Source organism: Streptomyces sp. NPDC051183, assembly GCF_040682455.1.
In the GTDB taxonomy this organism is placed as follows: Bacteria; Actinomycetota; Actinomycetes; order Streptomycetales; family Streptomycetaceae; genus Streptomyces.
The window spans coordinates 119,135-131,948 of sequence record NZ_JBFBBA010000011.1 but is presented as its reverse complement, the minus strand read 5'-3'; the positions used below and the strand labels follow the sequence as shown (position 1 = coordinate 131,948).

Below are 12,814 nucleotides of genomic sequence, written 5' to 3'. Positions count from 1 at the left end.
AGTGGTGGTATCCCATAGGGCACAAGCCCAGCGGGAAGGTCCTGACAGGGTCACCACGGACGATCACGACAGCCCTCGTTCACAACGGGGACGCAACCCGTGTGAACTGCTGGTCATCGGTCCGGTGGACCGGCGCAAGGCCCTTTCACGTGAGAATGAGAAAGCCAATACGCATAACAAACCAGCAGGATACCCAAGCAGACCCATACGGGTCAAAACGCGGTCCGCGATGCCGGTTCTACGGGCTTCGCGGCGCACTCCGGTTCGGTCCTGGGTGGGGACCCCGCAGTTGTTACCGGGTCCAGAGTAACCCGACCCGAGCGCAGTGCACGACGCGCCAGCACAATCGTGAGCCCGCACAGGGTGGCGCAGTCCTTGAAGGCCCGCCGCTTCTGGGCCAGCTCCGAGGGCCACGGGATCAGGGCCATCTGGGGCGTCAGGGCCAGCCAGAACCAGGGCGAGCGCGGCATCGAGCCCGCCCGCACCCCCGACGCCAGCAGCAGCGGAAGCACCACCAGCAGGTAGTGGTCGAAGGACGGCCGCGACACCAGGAATGCGGCGAGCATCACCATGCAGGCCGTCTCCACTAGCCTCAGCTCGCCCCCGTCGGTGTCCTCGTCCGTACGCCGCCACCGCCGCCAGGCCCCCCACAGCGCGACCGAGGCCCCGCCGAAGGCGAGCAGCACCGCCGGCAGCGCGGGCATCCCCAGCCGGGGCAGCACCGCGATCGGCGAGGCGTCCCAGGGCAGGGCGTAGTCGTCCTGCCCCTGGAGCAGGAAGGGCAGCGTCTTGGTGAAGAACAGCGTCGGGCTCGGCATCAGCAGCGCCCCGGCCAGCGACAGCCCCAGCGGCACCAGCACCGTCGCGGCCAGCCCCCGCCACTGCCGCGCCAGCACGAACAACAGTGCGATCGGCACCAGCATCGGCTTGCAGGCGATGGCCAGCCCGACCACCAGCCCGGCCACCCCCCACTGCCTTCGGTGCGCCAGCAGCAGCGCCACCGGCAGCGCGGCCGCCGAGATGGCCGTCCAGTTCCCGATCAGCACCAGGTTCAGGTACGGCTTGTACAGCAGGGCGAACAGCGCGAGGCCGCCGACCGCGAAGCGCGAGCACACCGGCACCGAGAAGAGCTTCAGCGCGGCCCACCAGCCGGTGCCCACGAGCCCGGTCATCCCCAGCGGAAGCAGCCACCGCAGCAGGGTGTGCGGCAGCAGCGCCTCCGGGATCGCCATGATCACGGCGCTGGGCAGGTAGAGGAACCGCTTGTCGTCGTACGGCGAGACGCCCGCCAGCAGCGCGTCCGCGGCCTTCACGACGAAGGCGTTGTCCGAGCCCCAGTTCGCCCGCAGGCTCACGGAGACGGCGATCGAGAGCAGGACCGCGAGCGACACCGCCCGCCACACCCGCGACGCCGGCCGCAGCAGCCACTCCACCAGCCGGTCCCCGTGGGACGGGCCGTCCCACCTCATGAGCCAGATGCTCGGCCGCAGCCCCACGACGCCTCCCCCTCGGCCTGCTCGCCGGGGCGGTCTCCCCTAGCGCTCCCGCTCGACCCTACGTTCGTCCCAGACGGGTTCCTGAGTCTCCCGCACAACACCGTCCGAACCGAAGACCAGGTAACGGTCAAAAGTGCGCGCGAACCAGCGATCGTGCGTGACGCACAGCACAGTGCCCTCGTACGCCTCCAGCCCGTCCTGCAGCGCCTCCGCCGATTCCAGGTCCAGGTTGTCCGTCGGCTCGTCCAGCAGCAGCGCCGTCGTCCCGGCCAGTTCCAGCAGCAGGATCTGGAAACGCGCCTGCTGGCCGCCCGAGAGCCTCTCGAACGGCTGGTCCCCCTGGCGCTCCAGCTCGTAGCGGCGCAGCGCGCCCATCGCCGCGCCGAGCGGCTTCGCCGCCTCCGTCCACAGGATGTCGACGAGAGTGCGCCCGAACAGCTCCGGGTGGGCATGGGTCTGCGCGAAATGGCCGGGAACCACCCGGGCGCCCAGCTTCCACGTACCGGTGTGCTTGACGTCCTCGCCCGCCAGCATCCGCAGGAAGTGCGACTTGCCGGAGCCGTTCGAGCCCAGGACCGCGACCCGCTCCCCGTAGAAGACCTCCAGCGAGAAGGGCTTCATCAGGCCCGTGAGCTCCAGGTTCTCCACGGTCAGCGCCCGCACGCCCGTACGGCCGCCCTTGAGGCGCATCCGGATGTCCTGCTCCCGCGGCGGCTCCGGCGGCGGGCCGGCCTCCTCGAACTTCTGGAAGCGGGTCTGCATCGCCTTGTACCGCGAGGCCATGTCGGGGCTGCTCGCGGCCTGGCCGCGCAGCCGCAGCACCAGGGCCTTCAGCCGGGCGTGCTCCTCGTCCCAGCGCCGCTTGAGCTCCTCGAAGCGGGCGAAGCGCTCCTTGCGGGCGTCGTGGTACGTGCCGAAGCCGGCGCCGTGCACCCACACGTCCGTGCCCATGGGGCTCGGCTCCAGGCTGATGATCTTCTCGGCGGCCTGGGTCAGCAGCTCCCGGTCGTGCGAGACGAACAGCACCGTCTTGCGGGTGGCCTTCAGCTGCTCCTCCAGCCACCGCTTGCCCGGGACGTCGAGGTAGTTGTCAGGCTCGTCGAGCAGCAGCACCTCGTCCGGCCCACGCAGCAGCGCCTCCAGGACGAGCCGCTTCTGCTCACCGCCCGACAGCGTGCGCACCTCGCGGAACTGCGCGCTGTCGTACGGGATGGCCAGCGCGGCCATCGTGCAGACGTCCCACAGGGTCTCCGCCTCGTAGCCCTGTACGTCGGCCCAGTCGCTGAGCGCCTGCGCGTACGCCATCTGCGCGGCCTCGTCGTCGACCGTCAGGATCAGCTGCTCGGCCGCGTCGACGGCCTTCGCGGCGTCCCGGAGCCGCGGCTGCGCGACCGAGACCAGCAGGTCCCGTACGGTCGTCTCGTCCCGGACCGAGCCCACGAACTGCGACATCACGCCGAGCCCGCCGCTGACGGTGACGGCGCCGCCGTGCGGCTGGAGCTCGCCGGAGATCATCTTGAGCAGAGTCGTCTTGCCGGCCCCGTTCGCCCCGACCAGGGCGACGACCGACCCCTCCCCCACCCGGAAGGAGACGTCGGGGAGCAGGACCCGCCCGTCGGGAAGGTAGTACTCCAGGTGGCTGGCTTCGAGATGTCCCATGCGGGGCATTGTCCAGGCCCGGCGGCGATCCGCCCAAACCGGTTTCCCGGAGGTCAGCAGCAGCCGGCTCCGGGCAGGGTGCGCATGTTCCGCGCCTCCTTGCTGCGGGCGGCCAGCAGCTCGTCGGCCGGGTAGCCGACCTCCTCCAGGGTCAGCCCGTGCGGCTTGACCACGTGCACCGAGGAATCCCGTACGCCCGCGGCCAGCACCTTCCCGGGCCAGTCGGTCGGCCGGTGGCCGTCCCCGACGTGCAGCAGGGCCCCGACGAGCGAGCGGACCATGTTGTGGCAGAAGGCGTCGGCGCGGACGGTCGCGGTGATGATCCCGTCCTCGGCGCGCTCCCAGCTGAGCTGCTGGAGCGTACGGATGGTCGTGGCGCCCTCGCGCTTCTTGCAGTACGCGGCGAAGTCGTGCTCCCCCACCAGCGCAGCTGCGGCCTCGTTCATGGCGTCCACGTCCAGCGGCCACTGGTGCCAGAGCACGTGCCCGCGGCGCAGCGGGTCCACGCCGGCCCGGTGGTCGCCGACGCGGTAGGCGTAGCGGCGCCAGATCGCGGAGAACCGCGCGTTGAAGCCCTCGGGGGCCTCGGCGGCCCTCCACACCCGTACGTCGTGCGGCAGCCGGCCCGCGAGGCGCCGCAGCAGCTTGTCGTGGTGCTCGGCCCAGACCTCCTCGGCCAGGTCGAACTGTGCGACCTGCCCGCGCGCGTGCACACCGGCGTCGGTGCGCCCGGCGACGGTCAGCTCGACGGGGTCCGGCAGCCGCATCACGGTCTGCAGGGCCGCCTCCAGCTCCCCCTGCACGGTCCGCAGCACGCGCTGCTTGGCCCAGCCGGAGAAGTCCTTGCCGTCGTAGCTCAGGTCCAGCCGCACCCGGACGTGCCCGGGCTCCACCTCGTCACTCACGTGACAGATCCTCTCAGCTGCGTCTTGCGGACGAACGGCAAACGGGCCCGCCCCGGAAGGGGGCGGGCCCGTTCAGAGCCGTTCAGCGTGATCCCGAAGCGGGATCAGGCCTCCTTGGTCTCCTCGGCGGCGGGAGCCTCGGTGGCCTCCGCCTCCTTCACGGCGCGCTTGGTGGCGGCCTCGGCCTCACCAGTGGCCTGCTGGGCGACCGTAAGGGCCTCGACCAGCTCGATCACGGCCATCGGGGCGTTGTCGCCACGACGGTTGCCGATCTTGGTGATGCGCGTGTAACCACCGGGGCGGTTCTCGTAGCGCGGGGCGATCTCGGTGAACAGCGTGTGCACGATGCTCTTGTCCGTGATCGTCTGCAGCACCAGGCGACGGTTGTGGATGTCGCCCTTCTTCGCCTTGGTGACCAGACGCTCGGCGTAGGGACGCAGGCGACGGGCCTTGGCCTCGGTCGTGGTGATGCGGCCGTGCTCGAAGAGCGACTTCGCGAGGTTCGCGAGGAGGTGCTTCTCGTGCGCAGCGCTGCCGCCCAGACGGGCACCCTTTGCGGGACGCGGCATGGTGTTACTCCTTCATATCTGCACCGGCCGTGTCAGGTACCGGTGTCAGTTCCCCCGAGGCGGATGCCGCGGGAAAGTCTTCGTACTGCTGGTGCTGCTTAGTACTGCTCGGTCTCGACGAAACCGGCGTCGGCGTCGTCATCGGCGCCGAAGGCGTCAGCCGCAGCGGTCGGGTCGAATCCGGGCGGGCTGTCCTTGAGGGCCAGGCCCATGCCGGCCAGCTTCGCCTTGACCTCGTCGATCGACTTCGCACCGAAGTTGCGGATGTCGAGCAGGTCGGCCTCGGAGCGGGCCACGAGCTCACCCACGGAGTGGATGCCCTCGCGCTTGAGGCAGTTGTACGAGCGGACCGTGAGCTCCAGCTCCTCGATCGGCAGCGCCAGGTCGGCGGCCAGGGCGGCGTCCGTGGGGGACGGGCCCATGTCGATGCCCTCGGCGTCGATGTTGAGCTCGCGCGCCAGACCGAACAGCTCGACCAGGGTCTTACCGGCGGACGCCATGGCGTCGCGCGGGCGCATGGCCTGCTTGGTCTCGACGTCGACGATCAGCTTGTCGAAGTCGGTGCGCTGCTCGACTCGGGTCGCCTCGACCTTGTAGGTGACCTTGAGGACCGGGCTGTAGATGGAGTCGACCGGGATGCGGCCGATCTCCTGGCCCAGCTGCTTGTTCTGGACGGCGGAGACGTAGCCGCGACCGCGCTCGACGGTCAGCTCCATCTCCAGCTTGCCCTTGCCGTTGAGCGTGGCGAGGACCAGGTCCGGGTTGTGCACCTCGACACCGGCCGGGGGCGCGATGTCAGCAGCGGTGACCAGGCCGGGACCCTGCTTGCGCAGGTACATCACGACCGGCTCGTCGTGCTCCGAGGAGACGACCAGCTGCTTGATGTTGAGGATGATGTCGGTGACGTCTTCCTTGACGCCCGGCACGGTGGTGAACTCGTGCAGGACGCCGTCCACGCGGATGCTGGTGACAGCGGCACCCGGGATGGACGACAGGAGCGTACGGCGCAGGGAGTTGCCGAGGGTGTAGCCGAAGCCCGGCTCCAGCGGCTCGATCACGAACCGCGAGCGGTACTCGTCGACGACCTCTTCGGTCAGCGAAGGACGCTGAGCGATAAGCATGTCTGTGTTCCTTCATTCGTGGACGCCCACTATTTGACGCCCGACGGGATGCCGTACCGGAGTACGGCTACTGCAAGGGTACGGGCGGCACGGCCCCCGAAGGGGTCGTACCGCCCGGACACTCAAGAACGCACAGGTGCGTCCGCTGCGTCAGACGCGGCGGCGCTTCGGCGGGCGGCAGCCGTTGTGCGGGGTGGGGGTGACGTCCTGGATCGAGCCGACCTCCAGGCCGGTGGCCTGGAGGGAGCGGATCGCGGTCTCGCGGCCGGAGCCCGGACCCTTGACGAAGACGTCAACCTTGCGCATGCCGTGCTCCTGCGCGCGACGGGCGGCCGACTCGGCAGCCATCTGCGCGGCGAAGGGGGTGGACTTGCGCGAGCCCTTGAAGCCGACGTGGCCGGCGGAGGCCCAGGAGATCACGTTGCCCGAGGGGTCCGTGATCGAGACGATGGTGTTGTTGAACGTGCTCTTGATGTGGGCGTGCCCGTGAGCGACGTTCTTCTTTTCCTTGCGGCGCACCTTCTTGGCAGCGCCCTGACGACCCTTGGGGGGCATCTAAATCTCCTACGGGAGGTGGTCGGTCCTACAGCGCAAGACCGCTGAACAGGACTACTTCTTGCCCGGCTTCTTCTTACCGGCGATCGCGCGACGCGGGCCCTTGCGGGTACGCGCGTTCGTGCTGGTGCGCTGACCGTGCACCGGGAGGCCGCGACGGTGGCGGATGCCCTGGTAGCACTGGATCTCGACCTTGCGACGGATGTCGGCCTGGATCTCGCGGCGGAGGTCACCCTCGGTGCGGAGGTTGGCGTCCACGTACTCGCGGATCTTGACCAGGTCCTCTTCGGCCAGGTCACGAACGCGGGTGTTCGGGTTCACGCCGGTGGAGGCGAGGATCTCCTTGGACCGGGTGCGCCCGATACCGAAGACGTAGGTGAGTGCGATCTCCACACGCTTTTCGCGCGGGATGTCAACACCGGAAACGCGTGCCATTCAATGGCTCCTGTGTGTTCGGGGGTCTTCCGCAGAACCGACCCCGACCGCCGACCACGCCTGATGGGTGGTGGTACGTCCGGGTCCCCGGCCCCCGCCGGAGGTGCCGCCGGCCCTTCTCAGGGCTGGGCGGGTTCTGCGTATGTACGTTTTCTTACGTCGCGCGAAGAACTGCGTAGTGCAGGTCGGTCGGCGTGCGTCAGCCCTGGCGCTGCTTGTGGCGCAGGTTGTCGCAGATGACCATGACCCGGCCGTGACGGCGGATCACCTTGCACTTGTCGCAGATCTTCTTGACGCTCGGCTTGACCTTCATGTTGGTGAGGTTCTCCGGGTCAGTGCCACCACCCGCGCCGGACAAGACGCCCGGACGGAGTGAAAGCAAGATCTACTTGTATCGGTAGACGATCCGGCCACGCGTCAGGTCGTACGGGGAGAGCTCCACGACAACCCGGTCATCGGGCAGGATGCGGATGTAGTGCATGCGCATCTTGCCGCTGATGTGCGCGAGGACCTTGTGACCGTTCTGGAGTTCCACCTTGAACATCGCGTTCGGGAGGGACTCGATCACGGTGCCCTCGATTTCGATGGCACCTTGCTTCTTGGCCACGCTTCGCCTTTCGAATCGGCTACCTTGATCAGCTCCCTGCTTCGCATGAGGACATGCGGGTGCAAAGGAGCCGACGAGTCAGTCTACGTCAGGGCACCCAGAAAGACGAATCCGGAAAGTTTGCCCCACAGACTAGATCATTAACCAAGCGGGTCCGGCGCGGTGGACACGCCGTACTCCGCCAGCTTCGCCTTGCCGCAGTCCGGGCTGGTCAGCACGATCGGCCCCGCCTCGGTCAGCGCGATGGAGTGCTCCCAGTGCGAGGACCAGGTGCCGTCGGTCGTGATGACCGTCCAGTCGTCCGCCAGGACCTCGGTCTGCGCCGTGCCCAGGGAGACCATCGGCTCGATCGCCAGGCAGACGCCCGGGACGAGCTTGATCCCCTTGCCCCGCTTGCGCGAGACGTAGTTCAGCAGGTGCGGGTCCATGTGCATCTCGGAACCGATGCCGTGGCCGCCGTAGTCCTCGATGATCCCGAACTTGCCGAGGCTGTGCTCACCGGTCGTCGGCCGCGGCTGGCGCTTGATGTACGTCTCGATCGCCTTCGAGATGTCCACGAGGCGGTTGCCGAGCTTCATGGCGGCGATGCCGGCCCACATGGACTCCTCGGTCACCCGGGAGAGCTCCAGGAGCTCAGGCGCGTGCCCAGTGCCCACGAAGGCGGTGTACGCGGCGTCGCCGTGCCAGCCGTCGACGATCGCGCCGGCGTCGATCGAGATGATGTCGCCGTCCTTGAGGACCGTCTTGTCGTCCGGGATGCCGTGGACGACGACCTCGTTCACCGAGGTGCAGATGGTCGCGGGGAAACCGCCGTACCCGAGGAAGTTCGACTTGGCGCCGGCGTCGGCGATGACCTTGCGGGCCACCATGTCCAGATCCCGCGTCGTGGCGCCCGGGACGGCCGCCTCACGGGTCGCCGCGTGGATCGCCGCGACGACCAGCCCCGCCTCGCGCATCTTCGCGATCTGCTCGGGGGTCTTGATCTGCACCATGCCGTGCCTTCCACCTTCTGAACCGGGGTCTGCTGGGTCTGCTGGGTCTTCTCAACAGTACGGCCGCGGCGCCCGAAGGACACCGCGGCCGAACTTTCACAGCAAGGGGAACTACTTGTTGAGGGCGTCCATCGCGCGCTGCGTCACGTCCGCGACCTCACCGAGGGCCGGGATCGTCGACACGAGGCCCTGGGCCTTGTAGTAGTCGATGATCGGCTCGGTCTGCGTGTGGTACACGTCCAGACGGTTGCGGACCGCGTCCTCGGACTGGTCCTCACGCACGTACAGCTCGCCGCCGCAGATGTCGCAGACACCCTCGGTCTTCGGCGGGTGGTACGCGACATGGAAGACGTGCGCGCCGTCGTTGCGGCAGGTGCGCCGACCGGCGAGGCGCTTGACGACCTCGTCCTCCTCGACCTCCAGGTCGAGGACGGCGTCGAGGTTCATGCCCTCGGCCTTCAGCATCACGTCGAGGGCCTCGGCCTGCGACACGTTGCGCGGGAAGCCGTCGAGCAGGAAGCCGTTCGCGGCGTCCGGCTGCTCCATGCGGTCCTTGGCCATGCCGATGGTGATCTCGTCGGGGACGAGGTCTCCGGCGTCCATGAACGCCTTCGCGCGCCGGCCGAGCTCGGTGCCCTGGCTGATGTTGGCCCGGAACAGGTCGCCCGTGGAGATGTGCGGGATCGACAGGGTCTTGGCAAGGACGGTGGCCTGCGTTCCCTTGCCCGCACCGGGCGGTCCGACGAGGACGATTCGCATCAGCGGAGGAACCCTTCGTAATTACGCTGCTGGAGCTGGCTCTCGATCTGCTTCACGGTTTCCAGACCCACACCCACGATGATCAGGATGCTCGTCCCGCCGAACGGGAAGTTCTGGTTCGCTCCGAAGCCGGCCAACGCCATCGTCGGCACAAGAGCGATGAGACCCAGGTACAGCGACCCCGGCCAGGTGATCCGGTTGAGTACGTAGCTCAGGTACTCGGCGGTAGGTCGACCGGCGCGGATACCCGGGATGAACCCACCATACTTCTTCATGTTGTCTGCAACTTCCTCGGGGTTGAAGGAAATCGCCACGTAGAAGAACGCGAAGAAGACGATCAGGAGGAAGTAGGCCGCGATGTAGTACGGGTGGTCGCCCTTGACGAAGTGCTTCTGGATCCAGGTGGCCCAGCCGGCCTGCGAACCGCTGAACTGAACGATCAGCGCCGGGATGTACAGCAGCGACGAGGCGAAGATGACGGGGATGATGCCCGCCTGGTTCACCTTGAGCGGGATGTAGGTGGACGTACCGCCGTAGGCACGGCGGCCGATCATGCGCTTCGCGTACTGGACCGGAATCCGGCGTTGCGCCTGCTCGACGAAGACCACCAGGCCGACCATCGCGAGGCCGACGAGCATGACCACGCCGAACTCGACCCAGCCGTCGGCGATCTTGCCCTGGAGCTTGATCTGCCACAGCGCGCCGATGAAGCCGGCGGCGATCGAGATGAACATGAGGATCGACATGCCGTTGCCGATGCCGCGGTCGGTGATGAGCTCACCGAGCCACATGACGACACAGGTACCGGCGGTCATGGTGACGACCATGACGACGGTGGTGAAGATCGATCGGTCCGGAACGATCTCGCGCGCGGCCGGGCAGCCCGCGAACAGGGCGCCGCTGCGGGCCGTGGCGACGAGGCCGGTGCCCTGCAGGATCGCGAGCGCGACCGTCAAATAGCGCGTGTACTGAGTGATCTTCGCCGTGCCGGACTGACCCTCTTTTTTGAGGGTCTCCAGCTTCGGGATGACCACGGTCAGCAGCTGCAGGATGATGCTGGCCGTGATGTACGGCATGATGCCGAGCGCGAAGATCGTGATCTGCAGCAGCGCACCGCCACTGAACATGTTGACGAGCCCGAACAGGCTGTTGCTGCTGCCCATCGAGTCGACACAGATCTGAACGTTCTTGTAGCTCACGCCGGGAACCGGGATGTGGGACCCGAGCCGAAACAGCACGATGATGCCGAGCGTAAAGAGCAGCTTGTTGCGCAGGTCGGGCGTCTTGAACGCCCGGGCGAACGCGGTGAGCACGGTGCCTCCTGCGACCCCCGCGCTACTGCGTCAGAGGTGACGGTCTGAGGGATCGACGTATACGACAAAGCTAAAGGTGCAGGCCACCTTACCGGCGATACTGCCCCCCGTGGAACGACCAACCGGGGATGCCCCAAATGTGAGGCATCCCCGGTCGGGTTTCAGCTATTAATCACTGAGTTCGTCTTAGACGAGCTCGGTGACGGTGCCACCGGCGGCGGCAATCTTCTCCTTGGCGGAGCCGGAGACGGCGTCAACCGAAACCTGCAGCGCAACGGAGATCTCGCCCTGGCCCAGGACCTTGACGAGGCTGTTCTTGCGAACCGCGCCCTTGGCGACCAGGTCGGCCACCGTGACTTCTCCACCCTCGGGGTAGAGAGCGCCGAGCTTGTCCAGGTTCACGACCTGGAACTCGGTGCGGAACGGGTTCTTGAAGCCCTTGAGCTTCGGCAGGCGCATGTGGAGGGGCATCTGCCCACCCTCGAAGCGCTGCGGGATCTGGTAACGGGCCTTCTGGCCCTTCGTACCACGACCGGCCGTCTTACCCTTCGACGCCTCACCACGACCGACACGGGTCTTCGCGGTCTTGGCGCCGGGGGCGGGACGGAGGTTGTGGGCCTTCAGCGGGCTGCTCTCAGCCATGTTAGTCAACCTCCTCAACCGTCACGAGGTGGCGGACGGTGTGCACCATTCCGCGGAACTCGGGGCGGTCCTCCTTGACGACGACGTCGTTCAGGCGCTTGAGCCCGAGCGAACGCAGCGTGTCGCGGTGGTTCTGCTTGCTGCCGATGTACGACTTCGTCTGCGTGATCTTGAGGCGAGCCATTAGGCACCCGCCCCGGCACGTGCACGAAGCAGAGCCGCGGGGGCGACGTCCTCGAGGGGCAGACCACGGCGAGCCGCGATCTCCTCGGGACGCTGCAGGCCCTGGAGGGCCGCCACGGTCGCGTGCACGATGTTGATCGCGTTGTCGGAGCCCAGGGACTTCGACAGGATGTCGTGAACGCCGGCGCACTCCAGAACGGCGCGCACCGGGCCACCGGCGATAACACCGGTACCGGGGGAAGCAGGCTTCAGCAGGACAACGCCGGCCGCCTTCTCGCCCTGGATCGGGTGCGGGATGGTGCCCTGGATGCGCGGAACCTTGAAGAAGTTCTTCTTGGCTTCCTCGACACCCTTGGCGATGGCCGCGGGAACTTCCTTGGCCTTGCCGTAACCGACACCTACGGTGCCGTCACCGTCGCCCACCACGACCAGCGCGGTGAAGCTGAAGCGGCGACCACCCTTGACAACCTTGGCGACGCGGTTGATCGCGACAACGCGCTCAACGTAAGCGGTCTTCTCGGCGGCAGGGCCACCGTCGCGACCCTTCCGGTCCCGCCGCTCGCCGCCACCGGCACCGCTTCCGCGGCGCTGGGGTCCAGCCATTGGATTACCTCTCTCTGTTACGTCCGTGAGTCCCGGAACCGGGGCTTAGAACTTCAGCCCGGCTTCGCGGGCGGCGTCAGCCAGAGCGGCAATGCGCCCGGCGTATCGGTTGCCACCGCGGTCGAACACGACGGTCTCGACACCCGCAGCCTTGGCACGCTCGGCGACGAGCGCGCCGACAGCCTGGGCCTGGGCGCTCTTGTCGCCTTCGCCACCGCGGATCGAAGCGTCCAGGGTCGACGCCGACGCCAGGGTGTGACCCTGGAGGTCGTCGATGACCTGAGCAACGATGTTGCGGTTGGAACGCGTCACGACGAGGCGCGGACGCTCCGCCGTACCCGAGACGTTCTTGCGGATGCGGATGTGGCGGCGAGCCTTGGCAGCGCGCTTGTACGCGTCGCCCTTGGCGATCTTCACACCGTATGCCATGGCTACTTACCAGCCTTTCCGACCTTGCGGCGGATGACCTCGCCGGCGTACTTGACACCCTTGGCCTTGTACGGGTCGGGCTTCCGCAGCTTGCGGATGTTGGCGGCGACCTCGCCGACCTTCTGCTTGTCGATGCCCTCGACCGAGAACTTGGTGGGCGACTCGACCTTGAAGGAGATGCCCTCGGGCGCCTCGATCAGGATCGGGTGGCTGTAACCAAGCTGGAACTCCAGGTCGGAGCCCTTCGCGGCGACGCGGTAACCGACACCGCTGATCTCGAGAGCCTTGACGTACCCCGTGGTCACACCGGTGATCATGTTCGCCACCAGCGTGCGGGACAGGCCGTGCAGGGCCTTGTTCTGACGCTCGTCGTTCGGGCGGGTGACGTTCAGAACGCCGTCCTCACCCTTGACGATCTCGATCGGCGCCTTGACGACGTGCGTGAGGGAACCCTTGGGGCCCTTCACCGCGACCGTCTGGCCGTCGATGGTGACGTCCACACCGGCGGGAACCTGGATGGGGAGCTTGCCGATTCGCGACATTGCT

17 protein-coding genes are annotated in these 12,814 nt (G+C 67.6%); all 17 read right to left on the bottom strand.

The genetic code is table 11. The features are described from left to right. Nucleotides 1-212: 212 nt before the first annotated feature. Nucleotides 213-1,469, bottom strand: coding sequence for a glycosyltransferase family 87 protein (locus AB0M99_RS12660; protein WP_365919414.1), 1,257 nt, complete (start codon nucleotides 1,467-1,469; stop codon nucleotides 213-215). Nucleotides 1,470-1,535: 66 nt separating this feature from the next. Next, nucleotides 1,536-3,155 carry an ATP-binding cassette domain-containing protein gene (locus tag AB0M99_RS12655; RefSeq protein ID WP_365919412.1) on the bottom strand — a complete coding sequence of 540 codons (1,620 nt, stop codon included), beginning with the start codon at nucleotides 3,153-3,155 and terminating at the stop codon, nucleotides 1,536-1,538. A gap of 53 nt (nucleotides 3,156-3,208) precedes the next feature. Continuing rightward, entirely contained in the window at nucleotides 3,209-4,060 is an 852-nt protein-coding gene (truA, locus tag AB0M99_RS12650) for a tRNA pseudouridine(38-40) synthase TruA (protein ID WP_365919410.1), read from the bottom strand. A 104-nt stretch (nucleotides 4,061-4,164) separates the two neighbouring features. Continuing rightward, nucleotides 4,165-4,629, bottom strand: coding sequence for a 50S ribosomal protein L17 (gene rplQ / locus AB0M99_RS12645; protein ID WP_281204238.1), 465 nt, complete (start codon nucleotides 4,627-4,629; stop codon nucleotides 4,165-4,167). A gap of 98 nt (nucleotides 4,630-4,727) precedes the next feature. Beyond that, nucleotides 4,728-5,750, bottom strand: a complete 1,023-nt coding sequence (locus AB0M99_RS12640) for a DNA-directed RNA polymerase subunit alpha (RefSeq protein WP_007265920.1) — start codon at nucleotides 5,748-5,750, stop codon at nucleotides 4,728-4,730. Nucleotides 5,751-5,900: 150 nt separating this feature from the next. Then, the gene (gene rpsK, locus AB0M99_RS12635; RefSeq protein WP_003956432.1) at nucleotides 5,901-6,305 is read right to left on the bottom strand and encodes a 30S ribosomal protein S11; all 405 of its coding nucleotides are present in this window, start codon (nucleotides 6,303-6,305) and stop codon (nucleotides 5,901-5,903) included. 54 nt (nucleotides 6,306-6,359) lie between these two features. Further along, nucleotides 6,360-6,740: a 30S ribosomal protein S13 gene (gene rpsM, locus AB0M99_RS12630; RefSeq protein WP_030710357.1), complete on the bottom strand. Its 381-nt coding sequence runs from the start codon at nucleotides 6,738-6,740 to the stop codon at nucleotides 6,360-6,362. A 199-nt stretch (nucleotides 6,741-6,939) separates the two neighbouring features. Then, nucleotides 6,940-7,053 (bottom strand): 50S ribosomal protein L36, encoded by a 114-nt coding sequence (rpmJ, locus tag AB0M99_RS12625; protein WP_003956441.1) that lies wholly within the window; start codon nucleotides 7,051-7,053, stop codon nucleotides 6,940-6,942. A gap of 72 nt (nucleotides 7,054-7,125) precedes the next feature. Beyond that, nucleotides 7,126-7,347, bottom strand: a complete 222-nt coding sequence (gene infA / locus AB0M99_RS12620; RefSeq protein WP_003956442.1) for a translation initiation factor IF-1 — start codon at nucleotides 7,345-7,347, stop codon at nucleotides 7,126-7,128. 140 nt (nucleotides 7,348-7,487) lie between these two features. Further along, complete coding sequence (gene map / locus AB0M99_RS12615; RefSeq protein WP_365919407.1) at nucleotides 7,488-8,339, bottom strand: type I methionyl aminopeptidase; 852 nt, start codon at nucleotides 8,337-8,339, stop codon at nucleotides 7,488-7,490. Between the two features lie 111 nt (nucleotides 8,340-8,450). Continuing rightward, the gene (locus AB0M99_RS12610; RefSeq protein WP_365919405.1) at nucleotides 8,451-9,098 is read right to left on the bottom strand and encodes an adenylate kinase; all 648 of its coding nucleotides are present in this window, start codon (nucleotides 9,096-9,098) and stop codon (nucleotides 8,451-8,453) included. Further along, nucleotides 9,098-10,411, bottom strand: a complete 1,314-nt coding sequence (gene secY / locus AB0M99_RS12605) for a preprotein translocase subunit SecY (protein ID WP_365919403.1) — start codon at nucleotides 10,409-10,411, stop codon at nucleotides 9,098-9,100. Before secY ends, AB0M99_RS12610 begins: the two co-directional genes overlap by 1 nt. 186 nt (nucleotides 10,412-10,597) lie before the next feature. Next, nucleotides 10,598-11,053 carry a 50S ribosomal protein L15 gene (gene rplO / locus AB0M99_RS12600; RefSeq protein WP_330298080.1) on the bottom strand — a complete coding sequence of 152 codons (456 nt, stop codon included), beginning with the start codon at nucleotides 11,051-11,053 and terminating at the stop codon, nucleotides 10,598-10,600. Nucleotide 11,054: 1 nt separating this feature from the next. Further along, nucleotides 11,055-11,237 carry a 50S ribosomal protein L30 gene (gene rpmD, locus AB0M99_RS12595; RefSeq protein WP_005313525.1) on the bottom strand — a complete coding sequence of 61 codons (183 nt, stop codon included), beginning with the start codon at nucleotides 11,235-11,237 and terminating at the stop codon, nucleotides 11,055-11,057. After that, nucleotides 11,237-11,839 carry a 30S ribosomal protein S5 gene (rpsE, locus tag AB0M99_RS12590; RefSeq protein ID WP_030388857.1) on the bottom strand — a complete coding sequence of 201 codons (603 nt, stop codon included), beginning with the start codon at nucleotides 11,837-11,839 and terminating at the stop codon, nucleotides 11,237-11,239. Before rpsE ends, rpmD begins: the two co-directional genes overlap by 1 nt. Nucleotides 11,840-11,884: 45 nt before the next feature. After that, entirely contained in the window at nucleotides 11,885-12,268 is a 384-nt protein-coding gene (gene rplR, locus AB0M99_RS12585) for a 50S ribosomal protein L18 (protein ID WP_030026334.1), read from the bottom strand. A gap of 2 nt (nucleotides 12,269-12,270) precedes the next feature. After that, nucleotides 12,271-12,810 (bottom strand): 50S ribosomal protein L6, encoded by a 540-nt coding sequence (gene rplF, locus AB0M99_RS12580; protein WP_365919400.1) that lies wholly within the window; start codon nucleotides 12,808-12,810, stop codon nucleotides 12,271-12,273. Nucleotides 12,811-12,814: the final 4 nt, after the last annotated feature.